Source organism: Bacteroides sp. AF29-11, from assembly GCF_003602895.1.
GTDB lineage: Bacteria > Bacteroidota > Bacteroidia > Bacteroidales > Bacteroidaceae > Bacteroides > Bacteroides uniformis.
This window is the reverse complement of record NZ_QTLY01000003.1, coordinates 390,944-414,227: the sequence shown is the minus strand read 5'-3', so window position 1 is coordinate 414,227 and position 23,284 is coordinate 390,944. Positions and strand designations below refer to the sequence as shown.

General features: G+C 48.2%; 20 protein-coding genes. 7 read left to right on the top strand and 13 right to left on the bottom strand.

Features of this window, described 5'->3' with window-relative positions:
* Positions 1–61 precede the first annotated feature (61 nt).
* Positions 62–538, top strand: coding sequence for an Lrp/AsnC family transcriptional regulator (locus DWZ03_RS07155; protein ID WP_005827104.1), 477 nt, complete (start codon positions 62–64; stop codon positions 536–538).
* Positions 539–540: 2 nt separating this feature from the next.
* Here the strand turns inward: DWZ03_RS07155 and DWZ03_RS07150 are convergent, their stop codons facing one another.
* From DWZ03_RS07150 to DWZ03_RS07125, 6 genes are all read right to left on the bottom strand, one after another.
* Positions 541–1,029, bottom strand: a complete 489-nt coding sequence (locus tag DWZ03_RS07150) for a dihydrofolate reductase (protein ID WP_005833093.1) — start codon at positions 1,027–1,029, stop codon at positions 541–543.
* A gap of 45 nt (positions 1,030–1,074) precedes the next feature.
* The gene (locus DWZ03_RS07145) at positions 1,075–1,869 is read right to left on the bottom strand and encodes a thymidylate synthase (protein ID WP_005827101.1); all 795 of its coding nucleotides are present in this window, start codon (positions 1,867–1,869) and stop codon (positions 1,075–1,077) included.
* Between the two features lie 74 nt (positions 1,870–1,943).
* Positions 1,944–3,173 (bottom strand): cardiolipin synthase, encoded by a 1,230-nt coding sequence (cls, locus tag DWZ03_RS07140; RefSeq protein ID WP_195657507.1) that lies wholly within the window; start codon positions 3,171–3,173, stop codon positions 1,944–1,946.
* Positions 3,174–3,235: 62 nt separating this feature from the next.
* Complete coding sequence (locus DWZ03_RS07135) at positions 3,236–3,562, bottom strand: DUF5056 domain-containing protein (protein ID WP_005827095.1); 327 nt, start codon at positions 3,560–3,562, stop codon at positions 3,236–3,238.
* Positions 3,549–4,094 (bottom strand): RNA polymerase sigma factor, encoded by a 546-nt coding sequence (locus DWZ03_RS07130; RefSeq protein ID WP_009037971.1) that lies wholly within the window; start codon positions 4,092–4,094, stop codon positions 3,549–3,551. Before DWZ03_RS07130 ends, DWZ03_RS07135 begins: the two co-directional genes overlap by 14 nt.
* Positions 4,091–4,717 carry a DUF6249 domain-containing protein gene (locus DWZ03_RS07125; RefSeq protein ID WP_120129380.1) on the bottom strand — a complete coding sequence of 209 codons (627 nt, stop codon included), beginning with the start codon at positions 4,715–4,717 and terminating at the stop codon, positions 4,091–4,093. Before DWZ03_RS07125 ends, DWZ03_RS07130 begins: the two co-directional genes overlap by 4 nt.
* A 255-nt stretch (positions 4,718–4,972) precedes the next feature.
* Between DWZ03_RS07125 and DWZ03_RS07115 the strand changes: the two genes are divergently transcribed.
* The 4 genes from DWZ03_RS07115 (at position 4,973) to DWZ03_RS07100 (ending at position 10,838) form a co-directional block, all read left to right on the top strand.
* Complete coding sequence (locus DWZ03_RS07115; RefSeq protein ID WP_008664012.1) at positions 4,973–5,314, top strand: hypothetical protein; 342 nt, start codon at positions 4,973–4,975, stop codon at positions 5,312–5,314.
* Between the two features lie 64 nt (positions 5,315–5,378).
* Complete coding sequence (locus tag DWZ03_RS07110; RefSeq protein ID WP_005827082.1) at positions 5,379–7,802, top strand: TonB-dependent receptor; 2,424 nt, start codon at positions 5,379–5,381, stop codon at positions 7,800–7,802.
* 90 nt (positions 7,803–7,892) lie between these two features.
* Positions 7,893–9,350: a methyltransferase RsmF C-terminal domain-like protein gene (locus tag DWZ03_RS07105; protein WP_005827081.1), complete on the top strand. Its 1,458-nt coding sequence runs from the start codon at positions 7,893–7,895 to the stop codon at positions 9,348–9,350.
* Positions 9,351–9,605: 255 nt separating this feature from the next.
* Positions 9,606–10,838 (top strand): serpin family protein, encoded by a 1,233-nt coding sequence (locus DWZ03_RS07100; protein ID WP_005827075.1) that lies wholly within the window; start codon positions 9,606–9,608, stop codon positions 10,836–10,838.
* Positions 10,839–10,894: 56 nt separating this feature from the next.
* Here DWZ03_RS07100 and DWZ03_RS07095 read toward each other — a convergent pair whose 3' ends face one another.
* The 6 genes from DWZ03_RS07095 to DWZ03_RS07070 form a co-directional block, all read right to left on the bottom strand.
* Positions 10,895–12,121: a TolC family protein gene (locus tag DWZ03_RS07095; RefSeq protein ID WP_005827073.1), complete on the bottom strand. Its 1,227-nt coding sequence runs from the start codon at positions 12,119–12,121 to the stop codon at positions 10,895–10,897.
* Positions 12,114–15,236: an efflux RND transporter permease subunit gene (locus DWZ03_RS07090; protein WP_120129377.1), complete on the bottom strand. Its 3,123-nt coding sequence runs from the start codon at positions 15,234–15,236 to the stop codon at positions 12,114–12,116. The genes DWZ03_RS07095 and DWZ03_RS07090 overlap by 8 nt, the downstream gene beginning before the upstream one ends.
* A gap of 174 nt (positions 15,237–15,410) precedes the next feature.
* Positions 15,411–16,631 carry an efflux RND transporter periplasmic adaptor subunit gene (locus tag DWZ03_RS07085; protein WP_005833077.1) on the bottom strand — a complete coding sequence of 407 codons (1,221 nt, stop codon included), beginning with the start codon at positions 16,629–16,631 and terminating at the stop codon, positions 15,411–15,413.
* Between the two features lie 119 nt (positions 16,632–16,750).
* Positions 16,751–17,161: a DUF6769 family protein gene (locus DWZ03_RS07080; RefSeq protein ID WP_005827068.1), complete on the bottom strand. Its 411-nt coding sequence runs from the start codon at positions 17,159–17,161 to the stop codon at positions 16,751–16,753.
* A 62-nt stretch (positions 17,162–17,223) separates the two neighbouring features.
* Entirely contained in the window at positions 17,224–18,600 is a 1,377-nt protein-coding gene (locus DWZ03_RS07075; protein WP_117958944.1) for an FAD-dependent oxidoreductase, read from the bottom strand.
* Between the two features lie 83 nt (positions 18,601–18,683).
* Positions 18,684–20,318, bottom strand: coding sequence for an ABC-F family ATP-binding cassette domain-containing protein (locus DWZ03_RS07070; protein ID WP_005827062.1), 1,635 nt, complete (start codon positions 20,316–20,318; stop codon positions 18,684–18,686).
* Between the two features lie 86 nt (positions 20,319–20,404).
* Between DWZ03_RS07070 and DWZ03_RS07065 the strand changes: the two genes are divergently transcribed.
* A complete protein-coding gene (locus tag DWZ03_RS07065; RefSeq protein WP_005827060.1) occupies positions 20,405–20,806 on the top strand; it encodes a response regulator in 402 nt (133 codons plus the stop codon).
* Positions 20,807–20,880: 74 nt separating this feature from the next.
* Here the strand turns inward: DWZ03_RS07065 and DWZ03_RS07060 are convergent, their stop codons facing one another.
* Positions 20,881–21,705 (bottom strand): hypothetical protein, encoded by an 825-nt coding sequence (locus tag DWZ03_RS07060; RefSeq protein ID WP_057087224.1) that lies wholly within the window; start codon positions 21,703–21,705, stop codon positions 20,881–20,883.
* A 129-nt stretch (positions 21,706–21,834) separates the two neighbouring features.
* Between DWZ03_RS07060 and DWZ03_RS07055 the strand changes: the two genes are divergently transcribed.
* The gene (locus DWZ03_RS07055; protein WP_008664002.1) at positions 21,835–23,265 is read left to right on the top strand and encodes a CCA tRNA nucleotidyltransferase; all 1,431 of its coding nucleotides are present in this window, start codon (positions 21,835–21,837) and stop codon (positions 23,263–23,265) included.
* Positions 23,266–23,284: the final 19 nt, after the last annotated feature.

Sequence of the window (23,284 nt, the reverse complement as noted above, 5' to 3'; positions counted from 1 at the left end):
TTGCATGTTGCCGTATAGATATGCGGGAGATATAGTAATTTATTAATCATTAGAATTTGAAATGGGACATCATCAATTGGATACTTTAGACGAACAGATTTTAAAACTTATAGCCGATAATGCACGCATTCCTTTCCTTGAAGTGGCCAGAGCTTGTAATGTATCGGGAGCAGCCATTCATCAGCGCATTCAAAAGCTGACAAACTTAGGTATATTGAAAGGTTCTGAATATGTGATTGATCCGGAGAAGATAGGATACGAAACATGCGCCTATATCGGTATCTATCTAAAGGATCCCGCTTCCTTCGATGCTGTGACGAGAGCATTGGAAGCCATTCCCGAGATTGTGGAATGCCATTTTACGACAGGCAAGTATGATATGTTCATAAAGCTTTATGCCCGCAACAACCATCATTTGCTGAGCATCATACATGATAAGTTGCAACCGCTGGGACTGGCGCGTACGGAAACCTTGATATCTTTCCATGAAGCCATCAAGCGGCAGATGCCTATAACGGTAGAAGAAGAGGAAGATTAATTCTACCGGCGGATATAATCGACGAATGCATAAGGGCAGGGATGCTTCTCATCTGCGGGATGGGACTCCCTGCTTTTTTCTTGCCATACAGTCGGAGCGACTTCGGGAAAGTAGGCATCCACCTGAGGGGCTTCTGCATCCACCTCGGTCAGGCAGAGGGCACCTGCAAAGGGGAGTGCCTGGCGATAAACGCTTGCACCGCCGATGATGTAGACGTGTTCGTCGGGCTGGCAACTGTTCAGTGCTTCTTCCAGTGAGGAAAAAACTTCTGCATCGGGACAAATCAAATCTTTTTGAGTGGACAGAACAACGTTGCGGCGGTTGGGAAGCGCGCCTTTGGGGAGAGATTCAAAGGTCTTTCGGCCCATGATGATGGTATTTCCCGTGGTGAGGGCTTTGAAACGCTTCAAATCATTGGGAAGCCAGAATAACAACCGGTTCTGATAACCGATACCTCTCTTTCTATCTACTGCGGCGATAATACTAATCATATGTGTGTAAAATTCTTTTCTCTTTCTATCTTTTTATTGTAGGATTTATACTGACACTTTCCCTGCAATATGCGGATGCGGGTTATAGTTGACCAACTCAAAATCCTCGAACTTGAAATCGAAGATGTTTTTCACATCCGGATTGATTCTCATCTGCGGCAAATCCCGCGGTTCACGAGATAGTTGGAGCTTTACCTGCTCCAGATGGTTCAGATAGATGTGGGCGTCTCCTAAGGTATGGATGAAATCTCCGGCTTTCAGTCCGGTGACTTGCGCCATCATCTGCAGGAGCAGGGCATAGGAAGCAATGTTGAAGGGCACTCCTAAAAAAATGTCCGCACTACGCTGGTACAGTTGCAGGCTCAGCCGTCCGTTGGCGACATAGAACTGGAAGAAAGCGTGGCAGGGAGGGAGGTTCATGTTGTCCAAATCGCCTACATTCCATGCGCTGACTATAATCCGGCGTGAGTCGGGATTGTGCTTGATGGTTTCTACAGCTTCGCTGATTTGGTCGATGAATCCACCTTTATAGTTCGGCCAGGAGCGCCATTGATACCCGTAGATATGTCCCAGGTCACCGTTTTCGTCCGCCCATTCGTTCCAGATGCGTACACCGTTGTCCTGAAGATATTTCACATTGGTGTCTCCTTGGAGGAACCATAGCAGTTCGTATATGATTGATTTCAGATGCAGCTTCTTGGTAGTAAGGCAGGGGAAGCCTTCATCCATGTTGAAACGCATCTGGTGGCCGAATACGCTGATGGTGCCGGTACCCGTACGGTCGCTTTTCTCTACGCCTTCGGTCAGTACGCGGTTCAGCAGGTCTAAATATTGTTTCATGATGTAATGCTCTGTTTTTATCCGAACGCAAAGGTAGGAGAATTAATTAATAATTAATAATTAATAATTAATAATTAGAGGAAGGGGGTCATCAGGTTTCCCACCCAGCCTACGAATTTCTTCCATCCGGAACGCTTTTTCCAGACTTCGGGAGTGAGTAGCGTACTGTTTTGCACGTCCCGTTCGAACATGGCATTCAGCTCATTGGTGGTCTTGGGGTCGAAGATGAAAGCGTTTGTCTCGTAGTCATAGCGCAGGCTGCGGCTGTTGAGATTGGCAGTACCCACCGTGCAGAAAGTGCTGTCTACCATCATTATCTTGGAATGGTGGAAGCCGCCGTTGAAGAGATATATCTTGGCTCCTTTCTTCATCAGCTTGTGTGCTATGTAGAATGAGGCATCCGGAGTAAAGGCTATGTCCGACACGGCAGGTATCATGATTTCCACTTCAGTACCTTTTTTCAGTGCGTTCTTGATTGCCTTGCGGATTGATTTGGTCGGAACGAAATAGGGATTCACGATTCGGATATTCTTCTGTGCGGCTTGTATGGAAGCTGCATAGGCATGGCTGATGGAGCGTGGTGTTTCGCGTGGCGTGCGGTCCACGATGGCTATTTCTTCGGCAATACTGTCGGGCAGTTGCGGAGTGTCCGGAAAATAGGCTGGACCTCCAACGTGTTGTCCCGTCTCCCGGTTCCACATGGTCAGGAAGATGCCTTGCAGATAGCGCACAGCATCTCCTTCAAGATGTATGTGCATATCGTGCCATTTACCGATTTTAGGCAATCCGTTGATGTAGTAGTCGGCGATGTTCATGCCACCGGTATAACCTATCTTTCCGTCAATCACTACTATTTTCCGATGGTCGCGGTGTATGGCATGGTTTACCCAGGGAAAAGTGATAGGGTCGAACTTGACGATTTCGATGCCTTGGGCATGGATGGATTTCAGATGGTGTTCCTTCAATGGTTGGTTGTTGGACCAGTTGCCGAAGGCATCGAACATGGCGCGGACTTCAACCCCTTCCTTGACCTTCTCTGCCAGAAGGCTGAACAAGGCATTGGCTATGGAGTCGTTGCGGAAATTGAAATATTCCAAATGGATATGATGCCGGGCATGGCGGATATTCTCGAAGAGATCGACGAACTTGTCATGGCCGGTCATCAGCAATTTCACTTCATTGTTATAAGTGACGGGGGCGCCCATTTCCTTCAAGTAATTCATGACGATGGAATCGCTTGTTGCTTGCGCCCCGGCATTCCCAATAGAAAAAACGAATAATATGATGAATAGAATCTTTCTCAAAACTTTCTCCTCTTAGTTAGTTTTATGAGGGGACAAAGATACGATTTATCATTGAAAAACAACTATGCCATAGATGAAATCTTGCGGTAACCGAAATAGAGCAATACCACTCCGGCAATGATTAACGACTTGGGGTCAAGCTCCGAAGCTCCGCTCCGGATGGCAGTATCGAAGGTTTCGCGCAAGGTGTCCAGTATCAGCTGCACTCCGTCGAGGGAGACGAACAGTACGAGGGCCAGAGTAAAGCAGAATGCTGTCCATATCTGCGCCAAGTGGCGGCTACGGTCGGGCAGATGTCGCAGTACGCGGCGGCTGAACCCGTTATCGGCTATTTCCTGCCGGTGTTCGGCAAAGAATGAAGTCAGGAGTTTATCATCATTTTCCATCATAACCATTTTGTTTTAAGTAGGAAGCCATTTTGTCTTTCGCCCGCGAGAGGTGGCTTTTTACCGTTCCCGCCGGACATCCGGTGATACCTGCAATCTTTTCGATGCTTTGGTCTTCCATGTAGAAGAGCGTGATGCAGGTGCGTTCCATTTCCTTCAGTGTGGCCAGGGCACGGTAAATGTCCATGTGCTGTCCCACGTCCTGCTGCAGTGTGCTGCATTGAGCGTCCACTCGGTACGTATCCAAATCGTCTGTTTCCTTCCGGCTGCGAATATAATCATAAAAAACGTTATAGGCAATACGGTAGAGCCAGGTTGAGAAGCTGGACAAATTCTTGAACGAAGCGATGTTTGTATAGGCCTTGATAAACGTATCTTGTGCCAGGTCGTCACTCAACTCGCTGTCGCCGCAGGTCTGGTGCAGGAAGAACCGCCGCACGGGCGACTGGTACTTCTTTACCAACTGGTCGAAGGCCCTGGTGTTGTGAAACACCACGACCTGTGCGACTAACGATATGTCACCCATCTGACTCATTTTTCTTCGTTCTTCTTCTGTTGGCTGTAGAAAATCACCAATTGTCCGAAGCCGGTGAACATGACGAGCAAGCCGATACATCCGAGACCGAATTCTCCGGTAATGGCCCAAAGGAAGATGAACAGGCCGATGCCGACGAATATGTTGTTGATGCCTTTGCTGCGGATATCCGTTGCTGCGGTTTCTTTGAAGAAGTTTTCAGGCAGTTGCTGTCCGCTGGCCAGGGCCTGTTCCGCCAGGCGGTACTTGGCTTTCCGGTTTTTATAGCGGAAGAAGAATACTACGAATATGATGAGTAGCGGCAGTCCGAATACAAAGACGATGGCTGTTACGGCAATCACGGTTTCCGAGGTCTTGCTCCCGAGGTCGAACCCGTTCCAGTCCATACCGCTGCTATGGTGGGTTCTCCATTTTTCCGGAGCATTGCTACTGCCGGCACCGTTTTCATAAGTCATGACACTGAGTGTGTCTGTTACGGTTTCTCCATTGATGACAGTGTCCCTCAATTCGATGACTCTTTTCTTGTTCCCTTGACCGTCGTTCTCTGTTACGGTTCTGTTTGCGCCTTGCATCAGTGTGCAGAACATCATGGCAAGCATTAATCCAAAAATGATACGTTTCATAATCTATGGTCTTTTAATTTGTTTCTTTGTTGGTTAGACGTATCGTCACCTTTATAAAGTTGCAAAGAGAAGATATTTTTTTTAGAAAACCGGAAATAAGGCGATATTTTTCCGTGAAAATGTCTTATTGTCTTTTTTCCGGAATAACAAGAAGTAGGTATTTGCGACTGTAAATAGAGGTAAATATACAAACCGGGTTGTTTCTTATTGTAAATACTGTTATCTTTGCGCATCTGTTTTTATTGGGAAGTCTTGATGAAGTTGAGGAATATAATGAAGTGTTTCCTCCCTCTGCTGTTCATTGCCTATCTGGGAGGAATTACGCTGTTTACCCACTCGCATGTGGTGAATGGTGTTATCATTGTGCATTCCCATCCATTCAAGGGCCAGCATGAGCATACAGAGGTGCAGTTGGAAACCATTTTCTATCTAGCCTCTTTCGTCTCTTCTTCCCTTCCGTTGCTTCCGGTTGCCGCGACGGTTTTCCTTGTTTTGTTGTGTGTACTGAGCATTCTTACCACGGAATGCATCAAGTGTGTAAAGCTTCGTGGCGGTATTTGCCTGCGTGCTCCCCCTTCTTTTTTTCAAATCCGATAGATTAAGGCAATTCCGTTGTGGGATTGCGTCAACCTCATTGATTAACATATTATTTTAGAAGTACATGAAAAAATATATATTTTTTGTGGTGGGAGCAGTATGTCTGTTACTCTCATCAACCGTTTATGCCGAAGATTTGAAGAGTACCGATGCCAATATTGTCGGTCATGTAATAGAAAAAAGTACAAGGGAACATTTGCCTTATATGACAGTTTCGCTGAAAGGCACCACCATCGGGACCATGACCGATGCCACCGGTCACTATTTCCTAAAGAATCTGCCTGAAGGTGAGTTCACGTTGTCCGTCAGTGCCGTAGGTTATAAGTCGCAGGAGCGCAAAGTCGTTCTGAAACGTGGTAAGACCTTGGAAGAGAACTTTGAGTTGGAAGAAGACATGGTGGCACTGGACGGGGTGGTAGTCACAGCCAACCGCAATGAGACTGCCCGGCGCTTGGCACCCACTTTGGTCAAAGTGGTCACTCCTAAACTGTTTGAGCAGACAAACTCGCATACTTTGTCGCAAGGACTGGCCTTTCAGCCAGGTGTGCGGGTGGAGACCGATTGCCAGAATTGCGGTTATTCACAAGTGCGCATCAACGGGCTGGATGGGAAATATACCCAAATATTGATAGACTCACGTCCCATCTTTTCCTCTCTGGCCGGTGTGTATGGGTTGGAACAGATTCCCGCCAACATGATAGAGCGTGTGGAAGTGGTGCGTGGAGGTGGTTCAGCCTTGTTCGGTTCTTCGGCCATTGCCGGGACGGTGAATATCATTACGAAGGAACCGATTCGCAATTCCGGTTCTTTCTCGCATACCATTTCCAATTTCGACGGTTCCGGCTCGTTCGACAACAACACGACCCTGAATCTTTCCTTGGTTTCTTCGGACAGTAAGATGGGGGCTTATGTGTACGGCCAGAGCAGGCATCGTTCGGCATGGGACTCCAACGGAGACGGTTTTTCCGAATTACCGAAGCTGAAGAACCAGACTGTCGGTCTGAATGCTTACTACCGGACAAGTGCCTATTCCAAGCTGAGCCTTGAATACCATCATATGGAGGAATTCCGCCGTGGTGGAAGTGGCTTCAGCCTTCCCCCTCATATAGCCGAGGATGCCGGATTGAACGGTACCGGGGCGCCCGGACTGGTGGAACAGCTGAAACATTCCATCAACACGGGTGGGCTCAAGTTCACGGCTTTCTCCAAAAACCAGAAACATACGTTCAGTACCTATGCTTCGGCTCAGCACATCGTGCGCAATAGTTATTACAGCGCTTATGGAATGACTACGGACTTTACCGGTGTGCTGGGTGCCCAGTATATTTATCATTTTGACAAGTGTCTGTTTATGCCTGCCGATTTGACCGGAGGCATTGAGTTCAATCACGACAATCTGCATGACAAGGCAACGGACGTACAGAAGTATCGTGATGCTGCTTTGGCCGAAGATCCTACGGCAACGGGTGACCGCTTGCAACAACTGATTGAGAAATATACCCCCGCCCCGTTGAACCAAGTGGTGAATATAGCAAGCGTCTATGCCCAGAATGAGTGGAAGAACGAACAGTGGAGTTTCCTGATTGGCGGGCGCGTAGATAAAAACAGCATCATGGACAAGGCTGTTTTCAGTCCCCGTGCCAATATCCGTTACAATCCTACTCAGGATGTGAATATCCGTTTCAGTTATGCTGAGGGATTCCGTGCTCCACAAGCGTTTGATGAAGATCTGCATATCAGTAATGTGGGTGGAGAGTTGGTTTCCATTGTCCGCGCCAAAGGATTGAAGGAAGAGCGTTCGCGCAGCTTCAATGCTTCGGTAGATTGGTACCACTATTTCGGAGATTTCCAGGCAAACCTACTGGTGGAAGGCTTCTACACGAAACTTTCCGACCCGTTTGTCCTGACGCCTCCGGTGAAAGACCCGGATGGTAGCGCTTATCTGATACAGACCCGTATCAATGGTTCGGGAGCTAAAGTGTATGGCGGCACATTGGAAGGAAAGGTTGCCTATAAGGATAAGGTTCAGTTGCAGGCAGGGCTGACGCTTCAACGAAGTATCTATGACTCTCCCGAAGAATGGAGTGCGGATGAGGAGCACTTGTCGGAGAAAGAACGTTACAGCGACAAGATACTGCGTACTCCCGACGTCTACGGCTACTTTACAGCTACCTATATGCCGGTTAAAGCCTTCTCAATAGCTTTGAACGGCAATTATACCGGGCGGATGTACGTTCCCCATTTGCTTTCGGAGGTGAACGGTGAGGCGGATGTATTGGTAAAGAGTCCGGACTTCTTTGAGCTTGGAACAAAGATAGCTTACGACTTTGATTTTCAAGGGTTCTGTTTGCAGCTCAATGCCGGTGTACAGAATATATTCAATTCTTATCAGAAAGATTTTGATAAAGGAGCGAGCCGCGATTCCGGTTATATCTACGGACCGGGTGCACCGCGTTCCTATTTTGCAGGGGTGAAACTCAGTTTTTAAAAAGAGTATTGAACCGTGCTTTTTGTTTAGCCCCGTAGATTGGTGAAACGTATTTTGCACTATCTTTGCTGCCATAAAACAGTTCAAAGCATGAAGCTACCCTCATCTTTCACCGATTATACACGCGCCCTCTTGGGTGTGGAAGAATATGAAAAGCTGGCTGCCGCCCTGGAAGGGGAGCAGCCGGTCAGTATCCGACTGAATGAAGATAAATTACCGGAATCTTCATTCAGTCTTTTTCGTTCCTCTTTTAGGCATGTCCCTTGGTCTACTGCCGGATACTATCTGGACAAGCGGCTGACATTCACTTTTGACCCGCTGTTTCATGCAGGCTGCTACTATGTGCAGGAGGCTTCGTCTATGTTTGTGGAGCAGGCTTTGAGGCGGTATGTGGGCGAAGGACCGGTGGTGATGCTTGACCTCTGTGCGGCTCCCGGCGGGAAATCCACGCATGCCCGTAGCGTGTTGCCCGCAGGCAGTCTGCTGGTGGCCAATGAGGTAATCCGCAACCGCTCGCAGGTATTGGCGGAGAATCTTACGAAGTGGGGGCATTCCGGTGTGGTGGTCACTAATAATGACCCGGCAGATTTTTCTTCCTTGACGGACTTCTTCGACGTCATATTGACGGATGTCCCCTGCTCTGGCGAGGGGATGTTCCGTAAAGACCCCGTTGCGGTAAGTGAGTGGAGTGGGGAGAATGTGGAAATCTGCTGGCAGCGCCAGCGTCGCATCGTTACGGATATCTGGCCTTGCTTGAAGTCCGGAGGCATTCTCATCTACAGTACTTGTACCTATAATACAAAGGAAAACGAAGAGAACATCCGTTGGATACGGGATGAATTCGGGGCGGAGGTATTGCCGTTGGAAATTTCTACTGACTGGAATATTACGGGTAATCTATTGTCGGGAGAGGACTTTCCCGCCTATCGTTTCCTGCCCCATCGGACGAAGGGGGAAGGATTCTTTTTGGCAGTTCTCCGCAAACCGGGCGTGAGCGATGGGAATACCTGGGCCGGGCAGGTGAAATCCTGGGAAAAAGGAAGAAAACCTCAAGGAAAAGGAGCGAAAACTCCGGGTGTTTCCAAAGAACAGCTTTCGGCACTGCATGAGTGGTTTGCGGTTCCGGATAATTACGAATTTATCGTCAATGGCAACAACGTCAGCGCTTTCCCTAAAGCGTATCTCTCCGAACTGTCGGCTTTGCGTTCGTCACTCCGTATCGTGCAGGCTGGGGTAGATGTTGCCGAGTTGAAAGGAAAAGACTGGATGCCTGCTCATGGGCTCGCCATGAGTATAGCACTGAATCCGGATGCCTTTGCCCATGAAGAGATAGGCCGCGAGCAGGCCATCAGCTATCTGCGCAAGGAGGCTGTTGTCCTTTCGGAGACTGCTCCGCGCGGCATTGTCTTGCTCACCTACAAACAGATACCTCTAGGATTTGTCAAGAATATAGGTAACCGTGCCAATAATCTTTATCCCCAGGAATGGCGCATACGCAGCGGATATTTGCCGGAAGGGGTGCTGGAATTGGCAACAATAACCGGGTGAAATCAATCACGTTACTGCAAAGCTGCTGTATATATTTTGCAGTAGCACTGCAGAGCTGTTGCAGTGACACTGCAAATATATATGCAGCGCGACTGCAACACATATGCAGTGCGACTGCAAAAAATATGCAGAACTTTGCAGTATGATAATAGAGTAGGAATGTACTATTTTTTATTGTTTCTTCAATGCAGTATTTTGTTTGTTCAAGCATTTTCTATATATAGATAACTGTTTTAAAACTAATACTATTTGCTTATGCTTAAAAAAACGATTACTGCCTTAAGCCTACTTTGTATCCTTGCAGCCTGCCAGAGTGACGACAACTCTTCACCACAACCCAAGCCTCGCAAAGACATTGCCTTGACCCGTGCCGAGCAGGAGATGATGGATTTAGGAACGGATTTCGCTTTCCGTTTCTTTAATCAGGTTTGTAAAACTGAGGTGGAAAAGCCCAATCTGTTCATCTCTCCTTTGAGCGCTTCGCTCTGTCTGTCTATGATTGCCAATGGAGCGTTGGGAAACACACTATCTGAGATGACAGATGTCCTGGGCTTTTCGGGCTATTCGTTGGAAGAAATGAACAACTATAATAAGAAGCTGGTGGAGGCGTTGCTCGATTTGGACAATACCACACAGTTGGGAATTGCCAATTCCATCTGGATAAAGAAAGGGTTCGGTGTTCATGACGACTTTGTAAGCGTAAACAAAAAGATGTATGACGCGCAAGTGCAGGAGCTGGATTTTGCCTCTCCCAAGGCTCCGGACATTATAAACGGCTGGTGTGCCGGGAAAACGAATAATTGCATCCCCAAAGTCTTGAATGAGATTCCGGAGACGGCGCGTCTTTATCTGTTGAATGCGCTTTATTTCAAGGGGATTTGGAAGAATCAATTCAAAAAATCGGATACGGCAGAAGAGGCTTTTACGAATGCTGACGGAAGCAAATCGACTGTACACATGATGAATCTTCGTGACGAGAGATTCAACTATGCCGAGAATGAGTATTTCTCAATGGCAGAGTTGCCTTACGGCAATGAGGCTTTCAGTATGGTGGTGCTCTTGCCGGCAGAGGGAAAATCGTTGGATGAGTGCCTGCCGCAGCTGAATGACGAGCGCTGGGGGGAATGGAACAGTAGTTTATCAAGCTCTGCCTTGAACCTTAAGTTACCCCGGTTTGAAATGGAATATGATAAAGAACTCATTGACGATATGATGGCAATGGGAATGCAGGAGGCTTTTACTCCATCGGCCGATTTTTCCGGAATGGCGGATGAGGATTTGTTTATCAGTTTGCTGCAACAGTTCACTTATGTGAAAGTGAATGAAGAGGGGACGGAAGCTGCGGCTGTAACTGTCGGAGGAATGGACGTGGCCGCTCCCGGACCAAGTACGGTAATTCCGTTCTATGTGGACCGTCCTTTCATCTTTCTGATAAAGGAGAAGAGTACGGGAGTTATTCTGTTTATGGGTAAAGTCACAAAACTATAACTACAATATATTGAAATAGAAAGAGCTGTCTGTCAACCGCAGACAGCTCTTTCTATTTATAACCGGCTCTTGTATATCTGTGCCATTGCCTTCTGATACTGGTTTTCCAGTTGCAGGAGGTTTGTCTTGCTTTGATAGACAACCGATATTTCAACGAAGTATTCAATCATACTGATTTGTCCTCCCATAAGTGCTTGTTTCAGTAAAGAAAGGTCTTGCTGTTGATGGAAGGTGCGCTCGTATTCCTCCATGGAAGCGTGCAGGTTCTTGGCCTCTTCATAGAGTTGCCACAAGGCAGAGCTGGCTTGCAGTGCGGCGTTCTCCTTTTGGTAGTCAATGTTGAGCGCTTGTGTCTTGGCTATCTTGACCTTATTGCGGTTTTCGAAAAGCGGGAAAGAGAAGCCTACTACTACACCGTTTAGCGGATGCCCCGATTCGGTATTTCTACGGTAACCCAGTTCCAGTTTGGGCAGCCAGCCTTGCTTGCTTGCCGAAATCTGTTTCCGGGCGGCAGAACTTTCACCCTGCAAGGATTGCAGGGTGGGGTCTGAAGCCAGCAGTTCGTCGGCCAGCGGGTGGAAGTCGGCCGGCAACGGCACTGCCGGGTATTCTGTCAATCCGAGTGTTTGGGCGTCGGGTGTGGTATCGGGTCTGGGACGTCCCGGTGTGAGCGGCTGGTTTCCGTTGAGGACAAGCAGCTCTTTCAGTTTATTGTTAAGTGCCGTCTGGTTCATGCGGGCTTCCGTGCGTACATTCAGCAACTCCAGATTAATCTTGTTGGTTTCCAGTGCATTGGCATCTCCCGTTTCCAAACGCCGGGTGTACATGGCCGACAGTTCCTCCGCATTCTTCAACCGTTCGTCGAGCAGGGCTTGCTGGCGTTGCAGCATGATGATGTCCAAGCATACTTCCTTCGCTTGCAACAATATCTGCTGGCGGAAGGCGGTGGCTTGTGCATCCAGTGCATTTGTCTTGAGTCGGTTCATCTTCCCTCGGGTGGCGTAAAGCGTGGGGAAGTCGAAGCTTTGCGAGATGACCATTTCGCCGACTGTCTCGTCACTGTTCTTGGAGTCCCAAAGGTGGGCGTATGACAGTGTAGGGTCGGGGAGGTTGTTGTTTGTCTTGTTCTCCAGTTTTTGTGAGGAAATGAGGTGGGAGTTAGCCTGCAATTCCTTGTTGTTGGCCTCTATCTGCTGGAGCACGGCATCAATGCCGGACGTTTGTGCGCTCATCCCCGCAAAAGCGAGGATGGCGGCGCTGAATATGAAAAATCTTTTATTCATTGTCTGACGTTTTAGGTTGTTGGTTATGGTGCATCATCAGGTAAACAATCGGAATGATGAAACCGTTCAGGAACGTGGATGTTAAAAGGCCGCCCAAGATAACCTTTGCCATCGGGCTTTGTATCTCGTTGCCCGGCAGGTCGCCACTGAGAGCCAGCGGGATAAGTGCCAGTGCACTGGATAGGGCGGTCATCAGGATTGGATTCAGACGGTCGAGCGAACCGCGGATAACGCTGTCGTAGACGCCATAGCCTTCTTCCTGCTGCAAGTGGTTGTAATGGCTGATGAGCAGCATTCCGTTTCGGGTGGCGATACCGAACAGTGAGATGAAACCGATGATGGCGGGGATACTCACTTCTCCCGTTGTGATGAGCAGGGCGAATACACCGCCTATCAATGCCAGCGGCAGATTGATAAGGATGATGGCACTCTCCTTCACACTGCGGAATTCATGGTAGAGGAGCAGGAATATCACCACGATGGACATGAACGAAGTAAGTGCCAGCGTGCGGCTTGCTGCCTGCTCGCTTTCGAATTGTCCGCCGTATTCGATGTGGTATCCTTCCGGCAGTTTGATTTGTGCGTCTACCTGGGCTTGTATATCATTGACTACACTTCGCAGGTCGCGGTCGGCCACGTTGGCGGAGATGACGATTTTACGCTTTACATTCTCGCGGCTGATGGTGTTCGGACCCATGGCCGAGCGGATTTCCGCTACATAGTTCAGTGGAATTTTCTGTCCGTCGCCCGTATCAATCATCAAGTTGCGTATTTTTTCCATTTCGTCGCGTAGGTTGTCTTTCACGCGTACGGTCAGGTCGAAGCTCTTTCCCTTTTCGTAAACTTGGGAAACGGCTTCACCGGCCAGGCAGACATTGACAAACTCCGAAAATTCGGGCAGTGAAATGCCGTATTTGGCAAGCATTTCCCGTTTGGGTGAAATGACAAGTTGCGGACGCTCAATCTGCTGTTCCACGTTCAGGTCGGCAATACCGGGAATCCCCTGGATGGCACTCTTGATTTCATTGCCCAGAGTGAACATGCGGTTCAGGTCGTCGCCGAACAGTTTGATGGCGATGTTCGCCTTTGTACCGGATAGCATGGCGTCTATACGGTGGCTGATAGGCTGGCCTATTTCCACGTTTGCCCCTACAATGGTACCCAGTTTTTCGCGGACTTCTGCCACGAGCTCGCTGCGCGAGCGGTCTTTCAACTCAAACGGTGCCTCGATCTCAGAGACGTTTACTCCCAGAGCGTGTTCGTCCAGCTCTGCACGTCCCGTTTTACGGGCCACGGTCTGTATTTCGGGGATGGAAAGCAGCAGCTCCTCGGCACGGTGCCCCATCTTGTCGCTTTCTTCCAGGGAAATGCCTGGAAGCGAGGAGATATTGATGGTGAACGAACCTTCATTGAAAGGCGGCAGGAACGAGCGGCCCAGGGTGAAGAAACAGCCGAGCGCTACTACAAATAGTCCGATAGTACCTCCCAGTACCCCTTTCTTATGCCCCAATACGAAAGTCAGTGCAGAACCATACCATTGCTTCATCTTGCGTGCTACGGCAGAATCGCTGTTTTCGTTGTTTTGTTTTTTCGTTTTCTCTTTTCCCAATAGATAGGAGCAAAGTACCGGCGTTACGGTCAGTGCCACAACAGTTGAAGCCGCCAATGCCACAATGAACGCAATACCCAGTGGTACCAACATCCTACCTTCCATACCACTAAGGAAGAACAGTGGTACGAAGCTGACAATGATAATCAGCGTTGAATTGAGGATAGGCATACGCACTTCTTTCGAAGCATTGAACACCACTTCCAGAATAGGAAGTTGCTCGCCGGCAGGTTTCAGTCGGTTTTCGTGCAAACGCTTGTAGACATTCTCCACGTCCACGATGGCATCATCCACCAGCGAACCGATGGCGATAGCCATACCTCCCAGGCTCATGGTATTTATCGTAAAGCCCATATAGTGCAGGGCAAGGATGGAGGCAATCAGTGACAACGGCAGTGTCACCAGCGAGATGACTGTGGTACGTATGTTGGCAAGGAACAGGAAAAGCACGATGACAACGAAAATACCTCCCTCCAACAACGACTTCTGAACGTTTCCGATGGAACTTTCGATGAAACGGCTTTGACGGAAGATGTCTGTGGAAACCTTTACGTCCGCCGGTAGATTCTTCTGCAGGTCTTGCAGGGAAGCTTCCAGTTTGTCTGTAAGCTCCAGCGTGCTTGTGGCGGGTTGCTTGGTGACTGTCAGCAGTACGGCATGCTTACCGCGTTCCGAGGCGGTACCCAGTTTAGGAAGTTTGGCTCCGATTTGAACGTCGGCAATATCTTCCAGCAGGATAGGGGCGCCGGAGACTCCGTTGCTCCGCACCACGGCCTTGGCTATCTGGTCTACCTTGTCGGTAGAAAGTACGCCGCGTACGATATATTCATTGCCATATTCATAGAGTACTCCACCATTGGCATTCAGGTTCATTTCGCGGGTGATGTTCATCACTTCGCTCAATGTCACGCCGTAATGGCGCATCCGTTCCGGGTCCAGCTGCACTTGATATTCCTTGATGTCGCCGCCCAGTACGGCTACTTGTGCCACACCGCCCGTAGAGAGCAGGCGGGGACGTATGGTCCAGTCGGCAATGGTACGCAAATCCAGCATAGAGGTCGAATCTGCTGTCAGACCTACAATCAGCATCTCGCCCAAAATGGACGATTGTGGGCCTAGTGTCGGTTTGCCTACGTTGGCCGGTAAGGATTCGTTGACGACTGCCAGTTTCTCACTGACAATCTGCCGGGCAAGATAGATATCTGTATCCCAGTCGAATTCTACCCAGACTACAGAAAAACCGTTCGTTGAGGAAGAGCGTACACGGCGCACACCCGTTGCACCGTTTACAGCCGTTTCTACGGGAAAAGTGACCAGTTGTTCCACTTCCTCTGCTGCCATACCGTTTGCTTCGGTCATGATGACCACGGTCGGCGCATTGAGGTCAGGGAACACATCCACTTCCGTATGCATGGCGGTATAAGTACCGCCAATCAGCAACAGCACCGATGCTACCAGCACCAGGATGCGGTTCTGAAGAGAAAAACCAATTATTTTGTTTAACATCTTTCTATTTACTATTTACAATGTACAATGTACAATTGGGCTGCGCAATGTCAGCCGCACTTGCTGTTTTATCTAATATTTCTTGTTTATCTGACTTTACACTCCCATTCGTCACGTAACCCTTATACTGCATAGCGAAATGGTACTTTGTAAATTGTCAAATTGTACATGAGATTAGTGTTCATGGCTATGTGCCGGAATAGCATTCGTTGCCGATGCCAGCTTCACTTGATAGGCTCCTTGGGTTACGACGCGATCGCCTGCTTTTATGCCGGAAAGGATTTGTACACTCTCGCCATTGTCGGCACCCAGGGTGACAAGCTGTTTTTTGTAGCCCTCTTCATCCAGTTGCAGGTAGACAAAGAAGCTGCCTTGTTCCTCGGTCAGCGCACTGTGAGGAAGAGACAACACGTTCTCCATTGGTGAGGATAATAGGAATACTTCTACAAACGAGCCGGGAATAACGTCTCCCTTATTGTCGAATTCAAAAGTTACGGGTACATAATATCCGTTCTCACCCGAAGCCTTTCCATAAGAAAGCATGCGCCCGCCCAGTTCTTTCAATGTATATACCTTATTATTATAAGGAGTACAGAAGTTGGCGGAACCGATGCTGTTCAAGTAAGGATAGTACTTTTCGGATACGTCTGCACGCAGGAAAAGCTTGCGGTTCTGGGTGACGCTTACCAACGGCTGGCCGACGCTGACGTAGTCCCCTTCTTTCACCAACAGATTCTTTACATAACCGCTGATGGGAGAAACAACCGCCTGGCCGCTTGCCGAATGGTTCTTTGCGACTGCCTCGTAACTGATACGGGCATTTTCATAAATCTGTTCAGCTTGCGCGAATTCCTTTTCAGATACGATTTTGTTGCCTACAAGCGCTTTCATACGCTCATATTCCTTTTTGGAAACTTCGTAGGCTATCCGGGCTTTCTGCACCGGGTCTCCGTCGGCCATGTTTTTGGATGACAATACCACCAAAGGAGTACCTTTGCTGACACTCATTCCTTCGATAACTTTTCCCTTGAAGGAAACCACGCCTGCTACTGTAGCTACGGCTACGCTCTCGTCTCCCTGGGCTGCCATCACCTGGCCGCTGGTCTTGATGACTTGATGGAAACTACCCGGTTCAACAGTGCTGACTGCTACGCCGGCAGCTTGCGCCTTTGCTGGTGGCAGGATGATTTCATCGCTTCCTCCGGCATGGTTTTCCTGCTCTTCGTGCTCATGGTTGTGTCCCTCATGTTCGTGGTCATGTCCCTCGTGGTCATGTCCGTCATGATTGTGCTCTTCTGTTTCGTGATTATGTCCTTCGTGGCTGTCTCCGGACTTGCTGTTACAGGAGCCTAAAAGGAATAATCCCAAGACTCCCATGAAAATAACTTTTTTCATGATGATATTTGTTCTTACTTTTTGATTTTGAATACAAAGTTAGGGCATAGGGCGTGCAACCAAATTGCATTGTTCCTTATGCCGGATAGAAATCTGTCCCGGTGATGTTCCGGTAACAGTTAAGCAAGAAGAGACGGAGGGGCACGAAGTCCCGTAGCACATATGATAAATGTGCTATGAAGAGATTCCAGATAGATACACTCCTGCCTGCTTATGTCAAACTCGGGTAGGATGAGTAACTTGGAAAAAGGTTCAATGAGTAGGGTAACTGCCCACAAGGCATCCGGATGTGAACACACATCATTGGAAGAGCTGGGCGTCTGTTGTACAAAGTGGGTTGTCATGCATCCCGTGTCGCAACAGCAGTGCTCGTTGCCCGGGCTATGACGGTGTCCGCAGCAATCGGCGGTGATATCATTCTTCATGCATATCATTCCGTCGGCATGATGATGGTGGGGAATGACGGGTATCACCAGCATTATCAAGCTGATGAAAAAAAGAATATAGGTTATGTACTGTTTCTTTTTCATTCCTCTATCTTTGGACGGATGCAAAGATAGAGGTTAAGGACTTAATTACCAAATAGAAAATGCTAAAAAGGTTTGAATAACATATTCAATCCCTCATTCATGCTGGGGTGGGTGAAAATGAAGTCCCGCAGGAAATGGTAACGCTGTCCCGTTTTCATGATTGATGCTACGGTATTGATTACTTCTGGTGCATCGGCACAAAGTAGGGTACAACCCAGAATCCGTCCGGTATGGATGTCTACAATAGCTTTGAGCATACCGTCTATGCTGTGTAGCGTACGGGCACGTGGAATCATGGCAGCAGGGATACGTGCCACATGTATGGAATAACCGTTCTTCATCGCTTCCTCTTCCGTCAGTCCTATATGTGCCAGCGGTGGGTCGGTGAAAATGGCAAAGGGGATTGGATACCGGTCTTTTGTACTCCTTTTTTTGTTTTCAAAGAGTTGATTACGGATGATACGGAAATCATCGATGGACAAGTAGTCGAACTGTTCGTCTCCTTTTACGTCCCCCAGGGCCCATACGTGTGGGGCTGTAGTCCGTAATTGGTTGTCGACAACGATGGCTCCCCGCTTGTCTGTTTGTATACCCGCTTTTTCCAGATTCAGCTCTGCAGTCATAGGCTTGCGGCCGATGGCTACCAGCAAGGCATCTCCTTTCAGGTAGTAGGGAGTGCCGTTTGCACTGTCCGTATAGGTCAGAGTTATTCCTTCGGCTGTGTCGTACACGGATTGGACACGGGCGTTCAACCGGACATTGATACGCTTTCGGTTCAATGCTTCCAGCATGGAGGCGGCAATGTCGCGGTCCACTTTAGGCAGAAAGCGGTTTCCCGCTTCCAGCAGTGTGACATGGCTTCCAAAGCCTGCATACATAGTGGCAAACTCCAATCCGACAGCACCGCCGCCGATGACGAGCAGGTGTGCGGGCAGTTTGTTCGATTGCAGCAAGGTCTCACTGGTATATACGTACTTGCTCTCCTTGAGTCCGTCGATGGCAGGCAGGATAGGGGTGGACCCGGTGTTGATGAATATCTCTTTTCCCTCAAGAATCGTTTCGTCCTTGCCGGAGACTATACGGATTGTATTTTCGGACAAGAAAGAAGCAGTTCCGTCATAGAGGGTTATATTAGGCTTGTTTTTTACATTTTCATAATTTTTCTCACACAGGAAGGATACAAGCTTGTCTTTCCGCGCCACGGCAAGTGCATACAGTTTGGACTGGTTCTTATAATCGTCATAGTATCTTTTTTCCGCATATTCCGATTCGTGAATCAGAGTTTTGGTAGGGATACATCCTACGTTTACACATGTTCCTCCGTACATCTGAGGGGAACGTTCCACGATGGCTACTTTCCAATTCCGTTCGGCCAGTTCGGCGGCCAATAACTTGCCGCCCTTGCCGAATCCTATTATGATGGCATCATATTGTTTCATTTTAATATCTCTTAGTTAAGTGTTTAGTAAAATGAAAACAATATGTATCGGCCATTTGTTCGGACGCCGGGTTTAGCAGATGCTTATCGTTCCAGTTCGCGGAGGGAGTCCATTTTCTTCTTTTCAAGGAATTCGTAGATGCCGCTCAAGTGCTCTTTCACTTGTTTGTTGCCGAATTCATATACCTTGCTTACCAGTCCGTCCAGGAAGTCACGGTCGTGGCTGACGAGGATAAGGGTACCGTCAAAATCCAGTAACGCTTGCTTCAGGATATCTTTGGTTTTCATGTCCAGATGGTTGGTCGGTTCGTCCAGTATCAGCAGATTCACCGGTTCGAGCAAAAGCTTTATCATGGCGAGGCGCGTGCGCTCTCCACCGGAAAGCACCTTGACCTTCTTCATGGACTCTTCGGGGCCACCGAACATGAAGGCACCCAGCAGGTCGCGTATCTTGTTGCGGATTTCCCCTTTTGCCACATCGTCGATGGTCTGGAATACGGTCAGGTTCTCATCCAACAATGAGGCCTGGTTTTGTGCGAAATATCCAATCTGCACGTTGTGTCCTATCGTGAGGGTGCCTTCATGTTCTATTTCCTTCATGATGCACTTCACTAACGTTGACTTTCCTTCACCGTTCTTACCAACGAAAGCAACCTTGTCTCCCCGTTCTATGGTGAGGTTGGCATTCTTGAAGACCACATGGTCACCGTAACTTTTCCCTACTCCCTCCATGATGACGGGATAATTGCCTGAGCGGGGAGAAGGAGGGAATTTGAGGCGTAACGCTGAAGTGTCTTCTTCATCCACTTCCAGCAGTTCCAGCTTCTCCAGCATTTTTACGCGGCTTTGCACTTGCAGGGTTTTGGAGTAGGTGCCTTTGAACCGTTCGATGAATTCCTTGGTTTCGGCAATGAACTTCTGCTGGTCGTCGTAGGCTTTCTGTTGCTGTTCGCGGCGTTCCTTGCGGAGTTCCAGGTATTTGGAGTAGTTTACTTTGTAATCGTATATCCGTCCCATGGTCACTTCAATGGTACGGGTGGTGATGTTGTCCACGAACTTGCGGTCGTGGCTGATGACGATGACAGCCTTTCCGTTGCTGATAAGAAAATCTTCCAGCCATTGTATGGATTCTATGTCCAGATGGTTGGTAGGCTCGTCCAGCAACAGTACGTCGGGCTTCTGCAGCAACAGCTTGGCAAGCTCGATGCGCATGCGCCATCCACCGCTGAAGTCACTGGTCTGGCGGTTGAAGTCTTCGCGTACGAACCCCAGTCCGAGCAGTGCTTTTTCCACATCCTCCTCGTAATTGGTGGAGTCGATGGCATAGAACTTTTCGCTCAAGGCGGAGACGTTCTCGATAAGTTCCATGTAACTGTCGCTTTCGTAGTCGGTACGCGTTTCCAGTTCCTTGTTGAGGCGCTCTATCTCGGCTTCCATTTCATGCAGGTGGGCAAAGGCTTGCGCCGCTTCCTGGAATACGGTACGTCCGTCTTCCGTCATAAGGTGCTGTGGAAGGTAAGCTATGACACTGTCCTTGGGGGCTGAGATTTTTCCACGGGTAGGTTGTCTTACACCTGCCAGGATTTTCAACAATGTACTTTTCCCCGCTCCATTTTTACCCATCAGGGCGATACGGTCTTTTTCGTTGATAACGAAAGATATGTCACTGAATAAAGTAGTTCCGCCGAATTCTACGGCCAGTCCGTCTATAGAAATCATTATATATTTTTTTAATGAGCTGCAAAGATAGTGCAAATCTATTATTTTTTATATCTTTGCCCCTATATAAACAAAACGCATAGGTCATGGAAATAGAAAAAGTGTCAGGAGATTACCGTCCGCTTATTCTGGTTGCGGAAGATGATGATAGTAACTTTAAACTGATAAAGGCTATTATCGGCAAGAAATGCGAGATACTATGGGCAAAGAATGGTGAGGATATTGTAAATTTGTTCGAAGAGAATCGCGACAAGGCGGAAGCTATTCTGATGGATATAAAAATGCCTATTATGAACGGGCTGGATGCTACGGTGATTATTCGCAAGAAGGATAAGGAACTTCCCATCATCATGCAGACCGCTTACGCCTTTACTGCCGACCGCGAAAAAGCCTTGGAGTGCGGAGCCTCGGAAGTGTTGGTAAAACCCATCACTCTGTCTGCTTTGCGTACATGTCTGAGCCGTTATTTACCTAAATTAGTTTGGTAAGGCTTTACTGATAATAAAAAGGGAACCGGATGACTAAGTAATGAATATATCATCCGGTTTCCTTCTTTTTATTCTTATGCATTGTCTTTTCTCTCTTCCATCTTCTTTTTTACAAATTCGATTTTGAGATTGGCTTCTTCCATATTCTTCTTTATTTCCGTCATGGATGACAGCAGTTGTGCCAGTTCGTAGACGCTGGCAAGGGCCTGGCGGTCGGCGGCAGTCATGGTGATGGAATAGGGACGTTCCCCTTGATAGTTGACTTTGATATTCTTGTCCTTGTTCAGATAAAGGAACCCCATGACGTTTCCGTCTTCTCCCAGTTTGAAGTCTGCCTTTTCAATCTTTTCACCGAGGTCAGTGGTTTCGTAGCTGTCTTTGGCGGCGGGTGTTTCGGCAAAGCTACCATCGGGAGCAGTGACTTTGACGGCCACATGGTGGATATTATGGGCTCCGCAATAAATGGAAGTCATGCTCATGACTCCGTTTTCGTCTACCTGGAAGCGAAGGAAAGAGCGATGCAGATTTTTTTCTATCACTTGGGAAGGATGAAGGTAATTGCCGATATTCTGGTATTCGGCATCTTTTTCAAAAGTGTATTTCCCTTTGATTGCATCGAAATCCTTTTGCTTGGCTTGAAGCATACTGTCCAGATAGACCAGGCTCTTTTCCTGCTCTTTCAGTTCCACTTCCTGCATCAGGCCGATGCCTGCACGGCGAGTTTCAAACGCTTTGGGATAGAGCATCTTGATGCTGTCAATCAGAATCTTCGCTTCATTGTAGTTGCCGAGTTCAAACGCTTCGCGGGCAGCTTGTAGTTTTTCACCGGCCTTCTTCTCCACATCTTCGCAAGAGAAGAGTGTACAGCATAGGCATGCAAGGAGTATTACTTTTTTCATATTTGTTGTTCTTGGAGTTAGAGTCCACAAAAATAGAAATAATATCTTTATCTTTGCAGCATTTTAATGTGCAAATGTGCTAATAGACCATTAACACATTTGCGTATTCATTACATTAGCGCATTATTTATGATAGATTTGACGGCAGAAGAACTGAAGCAATATTTTAGTGATGATATATTCAAGCGGATATCCGAAACGGCTGATGAATTGGGATTGGAATGTTACGTAGTCGGTGGATATGTACGTGATATTTTCCTGCAACGTCCTTCCAAGGATATTGATGTGGTGGTGGTAGGCAGTGGCATTGCCATGGCCGAGGCGCTGGGTAAGCGTCTGGGGCGTGGGGCGCATGTTTCCGTCTTCAAGAATTTCGGTACGGCACAATTGAAGTACTATGGTACGGAAGTTGAGTTTGTGGGTGCAAGAAAAGAATCGTATACACACGATTCCCGCAAGCCTATTGTAGAGGACGGTACATTGGAGGATGACCAGAACCGCCGTGATTTTACCATCAATGCACTGGCTGTTTGCCTGAACCGGGTGCGTTATGGCGAGTTGGTCGACCCCTTTGGCGGTATTGGAGACTTGAAGGAAAAGACCATCCGGACTCCCCTCGACCCTGATATAACTTTCAGTGATGACCCTTTGCGCATGATGCGCTGTGTCCGTTTTGCCACCCAGCTGGGATTCTATATTGACGATGAGACATTCGATTCTCTGGAGCGTAATCGCGAACGCATCTCCATCATCTCCAAAGAACGCATTGCAGACGAACTGAACAAAATCATCTTGTCACCTATTCCGTCTAAGGGATTCATTGAGCTGGACCGCTGTGGTCTGCTGGAACTGATATTCCCGGAACTTGTCAGGCTGCAAGGCGTGGAGACGCGCAATGGACGCGCCCATAAGGACAATTTCTACCATACGCTCGAAGTACTCGACAACATCAGCAAGAAGACCGACAACCTTTGGCTACGCTGGGCAGCTCTTCTGCATGATATAGCCAAGCCTGCCACCAAGCGTTGGGAACCCCGTGCGGGCTGGACGTTCCATAACCATAATTTCATTGGCGAGAAGATGATACCCGATATTTTCCGCAAGATGAAGCTCCCTATGAATGAGAAGATGAAATATGTGCAGAAAATGGTGAGCCTGCACATGCGTCCCATTGTGATAGCGGATGATGTAGTGACCGACTCGGCAGTGCGTCGTCTCTTGTTTGAGGCAGGTGATGATATAGACGACCTGATGACACTGTGCGAAGCCGACATTACTTCCAAGAATATGGAGCGTAAGAAACGCTTCCTTAATAATTTTCAGTTGGTACGCCAGAAGCTGAAGGATTTGGAGGAACGCGACCGTATCCGTAATTTCCAGCCTCCGGTCAGTGGTGAAGAAATCATGAAGACTTTCGGCCTTTCTCCTTGCCAGCAGGTAGGTGCCTTGAAGAGTGCCATTAAGGATGCCATTTTGGACGGCATCATTCCCAATGAATACGAAGCCGCCCGTGCATTTATGTTGCAACGGGCGGAGAAGATGGGGCTTAAGGAGTTATGAGTTATAAGTTGCATGTTAT